This is a genomic window from Streptomyces sp. NPDC093018 (assembly GCF_040684035.1).
Taxonomy (GTDB): domain Bacteria; phylum Actinomycetota; class Actinomycetes; order Streptomycetales; family Streptomycetaceae; genus Streptomyces; species Streptomyces murinus.
Genome location: NZ_JBFBFF010000001.1, coordinates 243,590 through 259,119 on the forward strand (window position 1 = coordinate 243,590; position 15,530 = coordinate 259,119).

Here is a 15,530-nt window from a genome sequence, read left to right on the forward strand (position 1 = left end):
GGGTGACGCGGGCGCGTGTCCCACCGTATGGAGGGTGTGCGCGCGGATACGTTGCGTAGGTGCTCGAAGCATCCTTTCTTGATCTTTCCGAGCGGAACGCGGAGGACGGCGCGCTGTCCGTGTGGCCCGCGTGGGAGGTGCGCGAGCACGGCGGCACCCTGTCCTGGCTGTACGTTCGGCTGGACTTCCCCGACGGCGCCGGGGTGGACGCGCTGGCCGTGGTGAGCGACGGGGGCAGCGTCTGCGTCGAGGAGATCCGGGCCCGCCCCGCGCTCTCCCTGGACGACCTCACCGTCCTCGCGGACTGGATCGAGGAGCCGCTCCTGGAGGCGTTCTGGGCGGGGGAGCGGACCGCGGGCCGCGCCCCGGTCCCGGCGGCGCACCACGACGACCCCGGCACCGGGCGGGGCCGGCGCCGGGCCCGCCCGGCCTGGCCGCGCGGGGCCGAGGGCCGGCTGCTGCTCGCGCGGGAGTACCGCGCGGCACAGGCCGCGGGCGCGGACCCGGTGCTCGCCGTGATGCGGGCCACCGGACACGGCCGCCGGCGCTCCCTCGGCCTGATCGCCCGGGCCAGGGACGCGGGCCTGCTGACACCGAGGCATGCGCGCCGCTGAGAGCCGTCCCCGGCCCGCTTGTCCCCTCCGGGTGCCGTGGTGGACCACGGCGGTCCCGGTCCCGGCATCGTGCGCGTCCGCCGACACTGAACCACGCCCGCCGACAGGGGTCGCCCCGGCCCTCGGGTCAGCTGCGCTACGACCCCTCCGGGCACTCCCCGGTCGCGAAGAACCGGGACAGATCGCGCTCCGCGGCCCCGCACCCGGCGTCCCGCTCCGGAGGTACCCCCAGCTCCCAGTCGAGCCCGTAGCGCTGGAACAGCTCGGCGCGCAGTGCCGGAACGGGCATGGGCACGCCCGGGACCAGGGCCGCGTACACCGCGCCCATCAGCTGGGCCCGCAGCATCGGATAGTCGGCCGTCACATCCGCGGAGCCGTACCGGGCGACCGTGTCGCCGAGCAGCTCCGACAGCCGCCGCTGCTCCGGGCACTCCACGAAGCCCTCGGCCTGGAGCAGCCCCGCCATGTGCTGGCGCATCAGCACCGGCCGGTCGCGGGCCAGCCCCAGGATCGCGTCGACGGCACGGGCCAGCCGCTCCCGCCCGTCCTCGCTGCGCGGCTCCCGCTCCAGTGCCTCCTCCAGCGTGCGGTGCATCAGCCGGTGCACGGCGGACTGCACCAGCTGGCGCTTGCCCGGGAAGTAGTACGACACCAGACCGCGGGCGGAACCGGCGCGGTCCGCGATGTCGCCGAGCGTCGTGGCCTCGAAGCCCCGCTCGTCCACCAGCTCCACGGCGGCCTGCAGCAGCCGCTCCCGGGAACGCCTTCGCAACTCTTCATTGACCGAGGCGCTGCGCGGGGACATGCTGGACTCCTGCGTTGACTGGCTGCCAGCCAACTATACTCAACGCATCCGGAACCCACGGGTCCGGTCCGAGCTGCCGTCTGCCGGGGTGACGCGGGGGATCACCTCGGCGGACGGCGCGCTCCGTCGGACACCGGGAAACCGGTCAGGAAACGGTCAGGCCGGGTCCGAGGCGAGGCCCGGGAGCAGGCCGAGAACCGGCAGCAGCGCGTCGGGACGGTCGGCGGCCGGCAGATGCTCCACGAAGTGCACCCGGCAGCCGAGCGCCGCCGCGCCCCCGTCCGCCTCCCTGCTGTCGCCGACCATCAGCGTCCGCCGGGGATCCGCACCGAGCGCCGCGCAGGCGACCGAGAACAGCCGGAGGTCCGGCTTCTGCACCCCGTGCTCGTACGACAGCGCATACGCGTCCACGAACGGGTCGAGGCCGTGCGCGCGGAAGACCGGACGCGGGTCCCAGCCGATGTTGCTGACCACCGCCACGCCGATCCCGCGCTCGCGCAGGGCGCGCAGCACCTGCCGGGCGTCCGGGTAGGGGGTCCAGGCGGTGGGGGACATGTGCCGTGCGTAGAGCGCGTCGTGCAGGCCCGGATCGGGCAGCGGCACCAGCCGGGACATGCCCGTGTACGCCGCCCGGTGCAGCTCCGCGCTCTCGTCCCGGCGCGCCCACAGCCCGGCCGGCTCCTCGGGCACCCGCACCGGCGCCACCCCACCCGGCAGCGCCCCGGCCGCCTCCAACGCCCGCGCCGCTTCCATCAGTTCGGGCTCGGGAAGATCGCGTTCGGCCTCCTCCAGGACCGCACGCAGCCAGGATTCGGTGGACTCGACGCGGAACAGCGTCCCGGAGAAGTCGAACAGCACGGCAGTCATGGCGCGGACTTTATCGGGGCCGCTCGTAGCGGAGTCGAGTGGTGCTCGGCGGAGAGGGGGGCGTGCTCGGTCGAGCGTCCGGGGTCCCGGCGCCGGAGCCCCGTACCGGCGCCGCCCCGCCCGGCAGCGTGGGCCGTCCCCCAACGCCGGTTTCGTCTCCGTCAGTTCGGGCCCGGGAAGGTCCCGCCCGGTCTCGCCCAGCACCGCACGCAGTCAGGATTCGGTGGACTCGACGCGGAACAGCGTCCCGGAGAAGTCGAACAGCACGGCAGTCATGGCGCGGACTTTATCGGGGTCGCTCCAGAGTCCCGTGTCCGTGCCGCCCCGCCCGGCAGCGTGGGCCGTCCCCCAACGCCGGTTTCGCCCCCGTCAGTTCGGGCACGGGAAGGCCCCGCTCGGCCTCATTCGGCATCGCGCGCAGCCAGGGGTCGGTGGGCTCGACGCAGAACCGTGTCCCGGAGAGGCCGAACAGCGCGGCAGCCATGCGGCGGACTCTGTCCGGGTTCGCTCGCAGGCGTGCTCCGCCGGAGGTGGCGGACCGCGTTCAGCCCAGCGCCCGCAGTCCCGGTACCAGGGTCAGCAGGACCGGGAGGGCCGGTACCAGTGCGGCGACCGCGGTGAGGCGTAGCCGGTGCAGGGCGGGGAGGCGGTCGGGTGGGGTGAGCAGCCGGTCCACCCGCTGCGGCACATGCGCCTCGGGGGTCGGGGCGGGCCCGAACACGCCCCGTTCCTCGTTGAGTTCGACCAGTGCGAGCGCGGTCGTCAGCCGGCCGAAGCGCCGGGAGGCCGTGTCGTCGGCGGCCAGCTCCACCAGCCGGTGCATCTCGTCCCGGAACGCGGCGAACACCGGCACCTGGGGGAACCCGTCCGCGAGCGCGGCCGAGCAGTGCAGCAGCCAGTCGTGCCGCGCCTGCGCATGCCCCCGCTCATGGGCCAGCAGCGCGTCCAGCTGACGCTCCTTCAGGCGGCCCAACGCGGCGGTGGTGACGACCAGTCGGGGCGTCGTACCGGCCAGCCACCAGGCGTCGGGGCGCCTTTCCTCCAGCACCACCAGCCGCCCCGCTCCCGGCTCCTCGCCGGGCAACAGCGGTGCGCGCACCAGGAGTTCGGCCCGCTGCGCCCGTCGTCGCGCGCCGGATCGTACGACCTCCCGCACCAGCATGGCCGCGCTCCACAGCCCGGCGCAGGCCAGCAGTACGGCGGTGGTGGCCGCCCAGGGGCTCGCGGTGCCGAGGGCGTACGCGTCCACCACCGCGCGCGGCGCCCGCGCGAACACCTGCCCGCGCACCGGCGCCCAGGCCGCGGCGGCGCTCAGCGTCATCGACAGCGCGCAGCACAGCAGCACGGCCGCCACCACGCACTGCCACGCCCACAGCGCGACGACCGGTTCACGGTCCGGCCAGTCGGCGCGGGCCAGCAGCCGCGGACCGAGGACGGCGGTGAGAGCGCCGAGCAGTAAAAGGGCCACCGGGACCATCATGGGCAGCACCCTATGAGCGCGGGGCCACCCGGCGGTACGGTCCGTCGCGCCGAAGTGACGCAGGCAACGCGCCCCGGCCGCCCGTCCCGCCGTACCGCTTCCGCTATATCCGGTTGGCCGCCTGCTTGACGGTCCTGATCACCGGTGCCGTCTCCAGCTGGGTGATGGCCGGGAGCGCGGCGATGCGGGTGGTCAGGTACCGGTACAGCTCCCGATGGTTCGCGCAGACCACGCTCGCGTACAGATTGGTCGGGCCGGTCGTGGCCGCGGCGAACGCGATCTCCGGGTGTCCGGCCAGTGCCCGGCCGGCCTCCTCCAGGTGCGCGGGGGCGACCGAGAGCCAGAGCAGGGTCCGGGCGTTCCCGCCGAACACGCGCCAGTCGACGTCGAGGTCCAGATAGAGCACGCCGTGTTCGCGCAGCTCCGTCATCCGGCGCCGGACCGTCGTCGGCGACCAGCCGGTCGCCGCGGCCAACTGCTCGAACCCGGCCCGGCCGTCGGTGGCGAGCAGCGCGAGGAGCTTGCGGTCACCGTCGTCCAGCCGTACCGGACCCGGCCGGTGCGGCAGCGGCGGCGGGCGCAGTCGCTCGATCGCCGCCGCGTCCAACCACCCGAGTTTTCCCACCAGGTTGTCGGGGCCGCCGTAGAAGGCGTGCAGCACGGAGTGCGCGGTCACGCCCTCCACACGCGGGGTGCGGGGGAGTTTGGCCAGCAGCAGTGCCTCGCTGTCCGCCTCGCTCTCGGTCCGGACCACACAGGTGATCTCGGTACCACCGGAGTTGAGGCTCACCCAGGAGGTGTCGGGGCGCCCGGCCAGCGCCTCGGCGACCGGGAGCGCCGCGGCGGGCGCACAGCGCACCCGCAGGAACCACAGGACGGCGCCCAGCGCGGTGGGGTCGAAGCCGCCGAGCACCCGGATCGCCCCGGCCGACCGCAACCGGGCGTAGCGGCGGGCGACGGTGCGGTCCGAGACGCCGAGGGCCTCGGCGATCGTGCTGAACGGGGCACGGCCGTCGATCTGCAGCGCGTGTACGAGCCGACGGTCCAGCTCGTCGTAGTCGGATTCCACCGCTTCAAGGCTAGCCGGTGTCGGATCCCGGCGCGATCGATCCGGTTTCTGGTCCGGGCGGCTCGACCGGCGGAGCGTTGCCGCTGTCCCGATCGGCACAGACAGATCCGATACAGACGAAGGAGTGTCCATGGACACCGATGTGCTCATCGTCGGCGCCGGCCCGACCGGCATGACGCTGGCCAACGAGCTGCTGCTGGCAGGGGTTTCGACCGTGCTGGTGGACAGGCTCGCGCGGCGCAGCGACCTCTCCAGGGCGGGCGGCGTACAGTCCCGCACCCTGGAGGCGCTCGACCAGCGAGGGTTACTCGAACCCCTGCTGGCCACCGGCGACCATCCCGTCACCACCGGCCACTTCGCCGGTATCCCGCTCCCGCTCCAGGCCGAACGGCACTGTCTGCCCTGGCGGTCCGTGCCGCAGGTGGTGATCGAGGGATTCTTCGAGTGGCATCTCGCCGCGCACGGCCTGCACGCCCGCAGGGGCCATGAACTGGTCGGCCTCGCCCAGGACGACGACGGGGTCACCGCCACGTTCGCCGACGGCACCGCCCTCCGCTCCCGCCACCTCGTCGCGGCCGACGGCGCCCACAGCACCGTACGGTCGCTGCTGCGGGCCGAATTCCCCGGTGAAGCAGGCACGTTGACGATCGTCGCCGCCGACGTACGGCTGGGCGGCAGCGACCCGTCCACCTCGCACACCTGGAGCGAGGACGGGCACTGGGCGGCGCTGTTCCCGCTCGGCACCGATCCGCAGGGCAGGCAGCTGCGGCGGCTGGTACTCGGCGGGCCGGGCCGGTCGCTGCCGAGGGAGGTCCCGGTCACCGAGGACGAGATCCGCGACGGTCTGCGCACCGTGTTCGGAACGCGGGTCGAGCTGCTCGAACTGCGTTACGCCCGCCGTATCACCAACGCCTCCCGGCAGGTCGAGCAATACCGGCACGGGCGGGTGTTCCTGGCGGGCGACGCCGCCCATGTGCATCTTCCGCTCGGCGCGCAGGGCATGAATACCGGGATGCAGGACGCCTTCAACCTCGGCTGGAAGCTCGGCGCCGCCGTGCACGGCTGGGCGCCGGGGAACCTGCTCGACACGTATCACGCGGAACGGCACCCGGCCGGGGCCGCCGTCCTGCGCAACGTCCGGGCGCAGAGCCTGCTGATGGACTGGGCCGGCACCCGCGATCCGGAGGTGCTGGCCGCCCGGGAGATCTTCACGGCCATGGCCCAACTCCCGCAGGCCCAGGGCTATCTCGGCGACCTGATGTCCGGGATGGCCGTCCGCTACCCGATGCCCGGCACCGAGTCCCATCCGCTCGTCGGCCGTCCCGCACCGGACCTGGACCTCGGCCCGGCCCGGGTGCACGAGCTGCTGCGGTCCGGGCGCGGCGTCCTGCTGGACCCGGCCGACGCGTTCGCCGAGGTCGCCGGTCCCTGGGCGGACCGGGTGGACCGGGCGGGCAAGGGCGCCGGCATCGAACCGATGCTCCTCCGGCCGGACGGCTATGTGTGCTGGGCGGGCGCGGACGATCCGGAAGCTGCGCTCCGCCACTGGTTCGGCGAGCCCCGCTGAGCAGACCGGCGGCCGCCGCGGACGCCGAGGTGGCGCCCTGCCCCCGCCGCGGCGGGCGGCGGGGCGTCGTCGCTCCGACTACGGGCAGCTCTCAACGAACTTGACCGCGGTGAACGTGACCGGCCGCCCACGCAGCGCGCTGCCCGCGGCGGGAGTCTGCGTGCACACCTGCCAGTTGCTCTCCACCAGGACCCAACGACCGTCCGCGGAGGCGTCCTTGACCGTGAGCGAGGTCCCCGAGTCCAGGGCCGCGCGGGCCGCCTTCACGGACGTGCCCTTGAAGTCGGGCATCCTGCAGCCCCGCACGGTCGGCTCCTTCCGGTCCGTCCCGGGGCAGGACTCCGCCAGCTTCACCGCGCCGAAGTCCAGCGTCGTACGCGTCGGCACCGGCCTGCCCGCGGTCACGTTCTGGGAGCGCACCTTCCAGTTCCGGTCGAGGGCCTGCATACGGTCACGGCCGAGCGCGTCGTGCGACTTCAGCGAGGAGAAACCGTCGGCCTGCGCGGCGTCCTGCGCGGACTGGAGGCCCATCCCGACGAAGTTCCGCACGGCCTTCGGCGCCGCGTTCCCCGGCTTGCCGCCACCGGACCCGTCACCCTTCACCCGTCGCTCATCGCCCCTCACATCGTCAGAAGCATCGCCACCATCCCTATCGCCATCGACAGCCGGCACGCGAGGGCCAGTTCCGGGCGGTCGCCCCAGCGGGCGGGCGGCGGGGGGCCGCCGACGGCGACGGCGGCCGGGACCAGGCGGGCGCCGGACAGCAGTACGTAGCCCGTGAAGTACAGGAGCAGCGCGCCGGTCACCGCGGGGACCCCGGTGCCGCCGTGCATGCCCTCCATGGACATGCCCTCCATGGAGTGGGCGGCGGGCGGGGCCACGGCCATCGCGGCCGCCATGTAGGCCATCGCCCCGGCGCCCACCAGGTGGTGCAGATGATGCCGGTCGCGGCGCGCGGCCCACAGGGCGCGCAGCGCGGCCAGGCCGAAGACGGCCGCGTACACCGGCCAGGCCCAGTCCGGTGGGGTGAACGCCGCCGCGGGCACCGCCATCGCGGCCATCCCGAAGCCCATCAGCGCCTCACCACCGGCGGACCGGCGCTGCTCCTCGACGGCGCTGCGCATCCGCAGCAGACAGTAGGCCCCGGTCGCCGCGCACAGCGCGACCAGCGACCAGGCGGCCGACACGGGTCCGTGCACGGGTACCTCCCCCGCTCGACGGTCGGTCGAGGGATGCGATGCCCAGCCGGAGCGGGGCGCATGCGGGCGCAGGGGGGTGCACGGGAGCGCCGACGGGGGCACGGCGGGTGGGCAAGGGAGCCGTGTGCCCGGCACGGAGGTGTGACGGGGCAGTCATCGAGGCATATGTTTTACAGATAAAACACATGCTAAGTTTGATGAATGAGCAGCGCGACCCGTCACCGTCTTCCCCTCGCCGGGATACTCCGCCTCGGCCGCCCCTCGGACATCTGGTTCAAGCCCGCCCTGAGCGTGGTCGCCGCGGTCGCCCCGCCCAACCTGATCCTGCTGGCGCTCGGCCGCCTCGACCTGGCCATGTACACGATGGCCGGATCGCTGTGTGCCCTCTACGGCCACAACCGGCCCTACGCCGCACGGGCGCGGGCCCTGGCCTGGGTGGTGCTCGGCATGGTCGCCGGTGTCGCCGTCGCCCTGGTCACGGCCTCGCTCACCTCCGACGCCGTGCTCCTCGTGACCGTCGGAGCCGTGCTCGCGGCGGTCCAGAAGGCCGCCTGCGACGCAACCCGGATCGGCCCGCCGGCCAATGTGATCTTCACCTTCATCAGCTCCGCCGCCCTGTTCGCCCCCCAGACCCTCGGCCAGGTGCCGGGCCACCTCGGGCTCGCCCTCGCGGCCGGCGCCTGGTCCTGGCTGGTCGGCATGGCCCCCGGACTGGTCCGCCCGCACGGCCCCGAGCGCCGGGCCACCGCGGCGGCCCTGAACGCCACCGCCGCCTACGCCGACACCCGCGGCACCGGCGAGGGACACGCCCCCGCCCGCGCCGCGAGCGCCGCCGCCATCCACGCCGCCTGGCAGTCGCTGCTCGCCGTCGGTGACCGCCCCGACACCACCCGGCGCGCCCTGGAACGCCTCCTCGTCCGGGCCGAGGTCGCCCTCGCCGCCCCCGCCGACACCGACCCGGCACGGCTGCGTGCCTGGGCCCGCGAGCTGCGCGGCCTGCGCCGCACCCTGAGCCTCGACATCCCCGGCGAGCACGCCGACGAACTGCTCGGCCTGGCCACCGAGCTGGCCCTGCCGCGCCCCTCGCTGCGCCGCCGCCTCGCGCCGCTCGCCCCCATCGCCGCCCGCACCGCCATCGGCTGCGCCCTCGCCGGGTACGCCTCCCTGGCCCTCGGCGTCGGCCGCCCCTACTGGGCCCTGGTCACCGCGGCCTCCCTCTATCAGGCAAACGTCACCCTCACCTGGCGCCGGGGCGTCCAGCGCGTCGTCGGCAACGTCCTCGGCGTCCTCGCCTTCGCCGTCCTCGCCCCGCTCGCCCACCTCAACGCGGTGGCCCTGGTGCTGTGCTGCGTCGCCCTGAACTTCGGCGCGGAGGCGCTGATGGGCCGCAACTACTGGCTCGGCAGCATCTGCGTCACCCCGATGGCCCTGCTCATCACCGAGTTCGCCCGCAGCCAGGACTCCACCGCGCTGATGACCGACCGGGTCGTGGACACCCTCGTCGGCGCGCTGGTCGGCTTCGTCGCGGCCGTCGCCGTCACCAACCGGCGCGCAGGAGACCGCCTGGAACACGCGCTGACCGAGGCGGAACGCGCCCGCGAGAACGCCGCCCGGCTGCTCGCCGAGGCGCACCCGGAGCCCCGGGCCCTGGGCGGCGCCCGCCGCGGGCTCGCCACCGCCCTGGTGGACCTGCGCGCCACCGCCGACGCGGCGGCCGGCGAATGGTGGCAGCGCGCCCTGCCCGAGGACCGGGTCGTGCTCGCCGAACAGGCCGGACACCGTACGCTCGCGGCGACGGTACGACGCCAGGGGCTCGCGCCGCGTCAGCACGACCCGGGTACGACGACGGAGGACATACGGCCATGACGGCGACGAACGGCACACCGGCAGCCGGGGACGCGAGCGGCACGTCAGCGCGGCGCGAGGCGTCCACGGCCGACACGGTCGCCGCGGTCGTACGGCAGTGGCGGGCCGTCCATCCCGAGCTGGACACCGGGCCGATGGAGGTCATCGGGCGCATCAACAGGTGCGCGGCGCTGCTCCAGCAGGCCGAGGACGCGCCGCTGCGCCGGGCCGGGCTCAGCCGCCCCGAGTTCGACCTGCTCGGCGCGCTGCGCCGCACCGGGCACGAGCTGACACCGGGCGAGCTGGCCCGGGAGACGTTCTCCTCCGGGGCCGCCGTCACCAAGCGGATCAAGCAGCTGACCGAGCGGGGGCTGGTCGAACGCCGCGGTGACACCCGGGACCGCAGGGTGGCCCATGTCCGCCTCACCGACGCCGGGCGCGACCTGGTCGACGGGGTCCTGCCCGAGCAGCTCGCGTACGAGACCGCGGTCCTCTCGGTGCTGGCGCCGGCCGGGCGCGACGACCTGGCCGGTCTGCTGGCGGAACTGCTCAGCCGCCTTGAGGGCCGGATGGGCGCGCTGCGGGCCGGGGGATGAGGCGCGGGGGCGCGCCCCCGCGATCCCGACAGGACCCGGAAGAGAAGCCCTGGAAAGCCCTGGAAAGCCCTAGACCCCCGCCCGATACCGCAGCGGATGGTCCCCCGGCACCTCCACCAGGACGATCCGCGTGCCGTCCGGATCCGCGAGCCACATCTCGACCAGCCCCCACGGCTCCTGCACCGGCGGCCGGGTGATCTCGACGCCCTTCGCCCGGAGTTCCTCGTACGCCGCCGTCACGTCCTCGACCTGCATCCACAGCGCCACGGCAGGTGAGGGCGGCTCCGAGGCGCGGCCCGAGACCTCCAGAAAGCCGCCGCCGAGGAAGTACACCGTCCCCCGCTCGGGACCCGTACCGAACTCGCGGTAGACGGGAAGGCCCAGCCGTTCGCCGTAGAAGGCGCGGCTGCGTTCGGGGTCGGTGGGTCGCAGAAGTGTCCGGCTGCTGAGCACATGCACCATGCCCGCGCAGCCTAGTGGCACAGTTACCCTCGTCCCAGGCCCAGCCACGCCCGAGATCGGAGAACCGCCCCCATGCACAGCGCCGCCACCCCCGGCCTCACCTTCCGAGACGCCACCGACGCCGATGTCGACGCGCTGGTCGTGCTGATCGAGTCGGCGTACCGGGGCGACGCCAGCCGGGCCGGGTGGACCACGGAGGCGGACATCCTGGAGGGGCAGCGCACCGACCCCGAGGGCGTCCTTGAGGTGATCAAGTCGGCGGACAGCCGGCTGCTCACCGTCGAGCGCGACGGCCTCGTCGTCGCCTGCTGCCAGCTCGAACACCGCGGCGACCACGCCTACTTCGGCATGTTCGCGGTCAGCCCCACCCTCCAGGGGGAGGGCCTCGGCAAGATCGTCATCGCCGAAGCCGAGCGGCAGGCCCGTGCGGCATGGGGCATCAGTGAGATGCACATGACCGTGATCTCCGTACGGGAGGACCTGATCGCCTGGTACGAGCGCCGCGGCTACCGCCGTACGGGACAGATGTCCCCGTTCCCGTACGGCGACGAGCGCTTCGGCATCCCGCAGCGCGCCGACCTCCAGTTCGAGCTGCTGGTCAAGAAGCTCGGCTGAACCGGCGCGGCGCCCACCCGGCCCCGCCGCGCCCGCCTACGCCGTGAACCGTCCGGTGCGCTTGATCTCCGGGAAGTCCGTGGTCGCGCCGTCGAGTTCGAGCGCGCGGACCAGCCGCAGCTGCTCCTGCGTGTTGACGGTCCAGCCGATGATCCGCAACCCGGCCGCGCGCGCGTGCTCCACGGTCTCCAGGGTGATCCGGCGGATGTCCAGACACAGGGTCGGCGCGCCCACCGCGACGGCGCGCTCGACCACCTCGGGGCCGTAGCGCCCGGCGATCAGCGCGGTGCGCACCCCGGGCACCAGCCGGGCGATCTCGGCGACCGCCTCGTCATGGAACGAGGACACCTCCACCCGCGCGACCAGATCCCGCTCCAGCATCACCCGCGCCAGCTCCCGCGCCGCCGCCACGTCCTTGATCTCGGCCTGGAGCGGTGTGCCCACCGCCTCCAGGACCTCCTCGAACACCGGCACCCGTTCCCCGCGCCCCGCGTCCAGCGCGCGCAGCTCGGAGAGGGTCTTCTCGGCGATCGGCCCGGAGCCGTCGGTCGTGCGGTCCACCTCGGCGTCGTGCATGACGACCAGGGCGCCGTCCTTGCTGAGGTGCAGATCCAGTTCGATCAGGTCGAGGCCGGCCCGCTGCGCGGCGACGAAGGAGCGAAGGGTGTTCTCGGGCTCCACACCCATGACCCCGCGGTGACCGATGGTAAGGAAGTTCAAGGTTCGACTCGCTTCCGTCGACGGCGGCTCGGCACGCGCGGCGACGGGCGGACGCCGTCGTCCGTGCGGGCAGGTCGCAGCCTAACGGCCCCGACCCGGGATGAACCCGCATGCGCGCGGACGATCTGGACGCGCCCCGGGCGGTGACTGGCTGCTACCCCGTTGCGACATCACCCACGCGTGGGCGCGTCACCCGCACGCTTGACAGGCCGAATCCCGCCCCTCCCAAGCCGCGAGACCGACGGTCGAAAGTGAGCGCCGTCACGGTTTACGGCAGGAAAAATGTCGGTGACCATGTCTCCGGACAGAAAAATCTCCTGCACTGCCTCTTGATGGGGGAATCAGGGTATGCATACGGTGTCCATACGCGAGGTTGTCCCGTGGAGGATGGAAAATGACGGAAATTCTTGTGCAGTCGGGTCCGAAGGGACAGGTTTCTTCGCAGGCCAGGGTGGTTGAGCACCCCGCCTGGCCCGTGCTCAAGGATGCCGTGGAGCAGATTCGGCCATGGCAGTCGGCGGACGGCTCGATCGACTTCGACGCCGAGGGCGCGCCCGCCAAGGCCGACGCCGAGGCCGCCGTACGCCGCGTCGCCGAGGCCGTCGAGCAGCTCTCGCCGCTCCTGCCGTACGACGCCGCCTACCACGAGGCCGTGGTGAAGGATCTGCACCGCTGGGCCGAGGGCGGCTTCGAGGTGCCGGACTTCCTGGACTCCCTGCTGGCCTTCCACCCCGCGGCGCAGCGCGCGGACGGCCTCCAGCACCTGGTCGTCTTCCCGATGTACACGCAGAACGGCAACCTGGACCGCAATCTGGAGGCGGTCGTGCTGCGCATGGTCTGGCCCGAGTGGCTGGCCGAGCTGGAGCGCACCCGGTACGACAACCCGCTGTTCTGCGGCATCACGTTCGAGGACTTCACCTCGGGCTACGACACCAACTCGGCCGTCCTCTTCCCGGAGACCATCGCCGTCCGCGAGGCGCCGGAACGTTTCTCCTGGGGTGGCATCTTCTGTGACCGCGAGGCCGCGCGCTTCCGCCGGGTCACCGACGCCGCCGTCGGCATCCTGGGCCTTGAGCTGCCCGAGGACATCGCCGCGATGGTCCACGACCAGAAGCGCTGCGAAGAGGCGTTCGTGCTCTGGGACATGGTCCACGACCGCACCCACAGCCACGGCGACCTGCCGTTCGACCCGTTCATGATCAAGCAGCGCCAGCCGTTCTGGATGTACGGCCTGGAGGAGCTGCGCTGTGACCTCACCGCCTTCAAGGAGGCCGTGAAGCTGGAGGCGGACGGCGTCCCGCAGGCCCGCGACGTGCAGTACGCGGTGCTCTTCGACCGCATGTTCCGCTTCCCCGTCACCGGCGACCGGGTGCGCAACTACGACGGTCTCGGCGGCCAGCTGCTCTTCGCCTACCTGCACAAGCACGACGTCGTGCGCTGGACGGACAACAAGCTGTCCATCGACTGGGAGCGTGCCCCGCAGGTCACCAACCAGCTGTGCGCCGACATAGAGAAGCTGTACCGGGACGGCATCGACCGCCCCAAGCTCGTGCACTGGTTCGCCGGCTACCAGCTGGTGTCCGAGTACCTGGCCCCGCACCCCGGCTCCAAGTGGGCCAAGGGTCCGGACGCCCTCGACCTGACGCTGCCGCCGCGCAAGCTGGTCGACGACGTGCTCCCGGACGAGTTTCCGCTGAGCATGTTCTTTGAAGCCCTGTCCAAGAAGCTGAAGAATGTGATCGCCTCTACCAAGGGCATCACGGCGGACGGCGCCGAGCGGCTCGCCGCGTGACTGACGGCGCACCGTCCACACACATCACTGCTGCAGAGGGGAAGATCATGGGGAACGGGTCGAACGGGGCGCTCAGCGGTGCGGTGATCGCGGTGGCCGGCGCGGGCGGACCCGCCGGCCAGGCGACGCTGCTGCGCCTGGCCGAGGCCGGGGCGACCGTCGTCGGAGCGGACAACGACCCGCAGCGGCTGTCGGAGGCCGTGGACGCGGCCCGCTACGCCTCCGGCGGCGCCACGGTCACGGGGGACACCGTGGACCTCCTCGATCTCCAGTCCACCCGGGAGTGGGCCGAGCACATCGAGAAGGACTTCGGGCGCGTCGACGGCCTGGTGCACCTGGTCGGCGGCTGGCGCGGCAGCGAGACCTTCACCAAGACCAGCCTCGACGACTGGGACTTCCTGGAGCTGCTGCTGGTGCGCACCGTGCAGCACACCTCGCTCGCCTTCCACGAGGCCCTCCAGCGCAGCGACCGCGGCCGTTACGTGCTGATCAGCGCGGCCGGCGCGACCAAGCCCACCGCGGGCAACGCCGCCTACTCCGCGGCCAAGGCCGCCGCCGAGGCGTGGACGCTGGCCATGGGGGACTACTTCCGCAAGGCGGGCAAGGCGGAGGGCGCCGAGGGCCCGACCTCCGCGGCTACCATCCTCGTGGTCAAGGCGCTGGTGCACGACGCGATGCGCGCCGAACGCCCCAACGCGAAGTTCGCGGGCTTCACGGACGTCAAGGACCTGGCCGAGGCCATCGAGGGCGTCTGGAGCAAGTCCGCCGCCGAGTTGAACGGAAACCGTCTGTGGCTGACCGAGAAGCCGTGAACCCTCCCAGGACCGACGCGCGTCGCCATCACGACCCGGAGGTCCGCGGTTTCGCCAGTGACAACTACGCCGGGGCGCATCCCGAGGTGATGGCCGCCCTGGCCCTGGCCAACGGCGGCCACCAGGTCGCCTACGGTGAGGACCAGTACACCGAGAACCTCCAGCGGATCATCCGCAGCCACTTCGGTGCCACCGCGGAGGCCTTCCCGGTCTTCAACGGCACCGGCGCGAACGTGGTCGCGCTCCAGGCGGTCACCGACCGCTGGGGCGCGGTGATCTGCGCCGAGAGCGCGCACATCAACGTGGACGAGGGCGGGGCGCCCGAGCGGATGGGCGGGCTCAAGCTGCTCACCGTGGCCACGCCGGACGGCAAGCTCACCCCCGAGCTGATCGACCGGCAGGCCTGGGGCTTCGAGGACGAGCACCGGGCGATGCCGCAGGTCGTCTCGATCACCCAGTCCACCGAGCTGGGCACCCTCTACACGCCCGAGGAGATCCGCGCGATCTGCGAGCACGCCCACGCGCACGGCATGAAGGTGCACCTGGACGGCTCCCGGATAGCCAACGCGGCCGCCTCCCTGGACGTGCCGATGCGCACGTTCACCAGCGCGGTCGGCGTCGACATCCTCTCGCTCGGCGGGACCAAGAACGGCGCCGTGTTCGGCGAGGCGGTCGTGGTCCTCAACCAGGACGCGGTGCGCAGGATGAAGCATCTGCGCAAGCTGTCCATGCAGCTCGCCTCCAAGATGCGCTTCGTCTCGGTGCAGTTGGAGGCCCTGCTGGCCAAGGATCTGTGGCTGCGCAACGCCCGGCACGCCAATGAGATGGCCCAGCGGCTCGCCGAGGGCGTGCGCGCGGTGCACGGAGTGGAGATCCTCTACCCGGTGCAGGCCAACGGCGTCTTCGCCCAGCTCCCGCACGACGTGAGCGAGCGGCTGCAGAAGCGCTTCCGCTTCTACTTCTGGGACGAGGCCGCGGGCACGGTGCGCTGGATGTGCTCCTTCGACACCACGGAGGAGGACGTCGACACCTTCGTGGCGGCGGTCAAGGAGGAGATGGCGCGCTGAGACAGGCGCCTGACTGAATG

Annotated in this window: 15 protein-coding genes and 1 pseudogene; 8 read left to right on the forward strand and 8 right to left on the reverse strand. The window is 72.9% G+C overall.

Features of this window, described 5'->3' with window-relative positions:
- Positions 1–113 precede the first annotated feature (113 nt).
- Complete coding sequence (locus tag AB0N90_RS00980) at positions 114–614, forward strand: DUF6214 family protein (RefSeq protein WP_365192770.1); 501 nt, start codon at positions 114–116, stop codon at positions 612–614.
- Between the two features lie 136 nt (positions 615–750).
- Here the strand turns inward: AB0N90_RS00980 and AB0N90_RS00985 are convergent, their stop codons facing one another.
- The 4 genes from AB0N90_RS00985 to AB0N90_RS01000 all read right to left on the reverse strand — a co-directional run bounded on the left by AB0N90_RS00985 (position 751) and on the right by AB0N90_RS01000 (position 4,835).
- Positions 751–1,419 (reverse strand): helix-turn-helix domain-containing protein, encoded by a 669-nt coding sequence (locus tag AB0N90_RS00985; protein WP_365192139.1) that lies wholly within the window; start codon positions 1,417–1,419, stop codon positions 751–753.
- A gap of 156 nt (positions 1,420–1,575) precedes the next feature.
- Positions 1,576–2,286: an HAD-IA family hydrolase gene (locus AB0N90_RS00990; protein WP_365192140.1), complete on the reverse strand. Its 711-nt coding sequence runs from the start codon at positions 2,284–2,286 to the stop codon at positions 1,576–1,578.
- Between the two features lie 544 nt (positions 2,287–2,830).
- Complete coding sequence (locus AB0N90_RS00995) at positions 2,831–3,766, reverse strand: M56 family metallopeptidase (RefSeq protein WP_365192141.1); 936 nt, start codon at positions 3,764–3,766, stop codon at positions 2,831–2,833.
- 103 nt (positions 3,767–3,869) lie between these two features.
- Entirely contained in the window at positions 3,870–4,835 is a 966-nt protein-coding gene (locus tag AB0N90_RS01000; protein WP_365192142.1) for an Lrp/AsnC family transcriptional regulator, read from the reverse strand.
- 130 nt (positions 4,836–4,965) lie between these two features.
- On the opposite strand from AB0N90_RS01000, the gene AB0N90_RS01005 reads away from it, so the two are divergent.
- Positions 4,966–6,402, forward strand: a complete 1,437-nt coding sequence (locus AB0N90_RS01005) for an FAD-dependent monooxygenase (RefSeq protein WP_365192143.1) — start codon at positions 4,966–4,968, stop codon at positions 6,400–6,402.
- A 78-nt stretch (positions 6,403–6,480) separates the two neighbouring features.
- On the opposite strand, the pseudogene AB0N90_RS01010 reads toward AB0N90_RS01005, so the two are convergent.
- Positions 6,481–6,951, reverse strand: a pseudogene (locus AB0N90_RS01010) (hypothetical protein); the annotation flags it as partial.
- A gap of 71 nt (positions 6,952–7,022) precedes the next feature.
- Positions 7,023–7,601 (reverse strand): DUF5134 domain-containing protein, encoded by a 579-nt coding sequence (locus tag AB0N90_RS01015; protein ID WP_365192144.1) that lies wholly within the window; start codon positions 7,599–7,601, stop codon positions 7,023–7,025.
- A gap of 201 nt (positions 7,602–7,802) precedes the next feature.
- Between AB0N90_RS01015 and AB0N90_RS01020 the strand changes: the two genes are divergently transcribed.
- Together AB0N90_RS01020 and AB0N90_RS01025 are read left to right on the forward strand one after the other, a co-directional pair.
- A complete protein-coding gene (locus AB0N90_RS01020; RefSeq protein ID WP_365192145.1) occupies positions 7,803–9,467 on the forward strand; it encodes an FUSC family protein in 1,665 nt (554 codons plus the stop codon).
- A complete protein-coding gene (locus tag AB0N90_RS01025) occupies positions 9,464–10,042 on the forward strand; it encodes a MarR family transcriptional regulator (protein WP_037659336.1) in 579 nt (192 codons plus the stop codon). The genes AB0N90_RS01020 and AB0N90_RS01025 overlap by 4 nt, the downstream gene beginning before the upstream one ends.
- Before the next feature lie 69 nt (positions 10,043–10,111).
- Here AB0N90_RS01025 and AB0N90_RS01030 read toward each other — a convergent pair whose 3' ends face one another.
- Positions 10,112–10,504: a VOC family protein gene (locus AB0N90_RS01030; RefSeq protein WP_361669676.1), complete on the reverse strand. Its 393-nt coding sequence runs from the start codon at positions 10,502–10,504 to the stop codon at positions 10,112–10,114.
- A gap of 72 nt (positions 10,505–10,576) precedes the next feature.
- Here AB0N90_RS01030 and AB0N90_RS01035 point away from each other — a divergent pair, with 72 nt between their 5' ends.
- Complete coding sequence (locus tag AB0N90_RS01035) at positions 10,577–11,119, forward strand: GNAT family N-acetyltransferase (protein ID WP_365192146.1); 543 nt, start codon at positions 10,577–10,579, stop codon at positions 11,117–11,119.
- A 36-nt stretch (positions 11,120–11,155) separates the two neighbouring features.
- Here the strand turns inward: AB0N90_RS01035 and AB0N90_RS01040 are convergent, their stop codons facing one another.
- Complete coding sequence (locus AB0N90_RS01040) at positions 11,156–11,839, reverse strand: glycerophosphodiester phosphodiesterase family protein (protein WP_365192147.1); 684 nt, start codon at positions 11,837–11,839, stop codon at positions 11,156–11,158.
- A gap of 394 nt (positions 11,840–12,233) precedes the next feature.
- On the opposite strand from AB0N90_RS01040, the gene AB0N90_RS01045 reads away from it, so the two are divergent.
- From AB0N90_RS01045 to AB0N90_RS01055, 3 genes are read left to right on the forward strand one after another with little or no spacing between them, the layout of a single operon-like run.
- The gene (locus AB0N90_RS01045; RefSeq protein ID WP_128788855.1) at positions 12,234–13,631 is read left to right on the forward strand and encodes a DUF6421 family protein; all 1,398 of its coding nucleotides are present in this window, start codon (positions 12,234–12,236) and stop codon (positions 13,629–13,631) included.
- Between the two features lie 47 nt (positions 13,632–13,678).
- Complete coding sequence (locus AB0N90_RS01050; RefSeq protein WP_256642413.1) at positions 13,679–14,443, forward strand: SDR family NAD(P)-dependent oxidoreductase; 765 nt, start codon at positions 13,679–13,681, stop codon at positions 14,441–14,443.
- Complete coding sequence (locus AB0N90_RS01055) at positions 14,440–15,510, forward strand: low specificity L-threonine aldolase (protein ID WP_128788854.1); 1,071 nt, start codon at positions 14,440–14,442, stop codon at positions 15,508–15,510. The genes AB0N90_RS01050 and AB0N90_RS01055 overlap by 4 nt, the downstream gene beginning before the upstream one ends.
- Positions 15,511–15,530 lie beyond the last annotated feature (20 nt).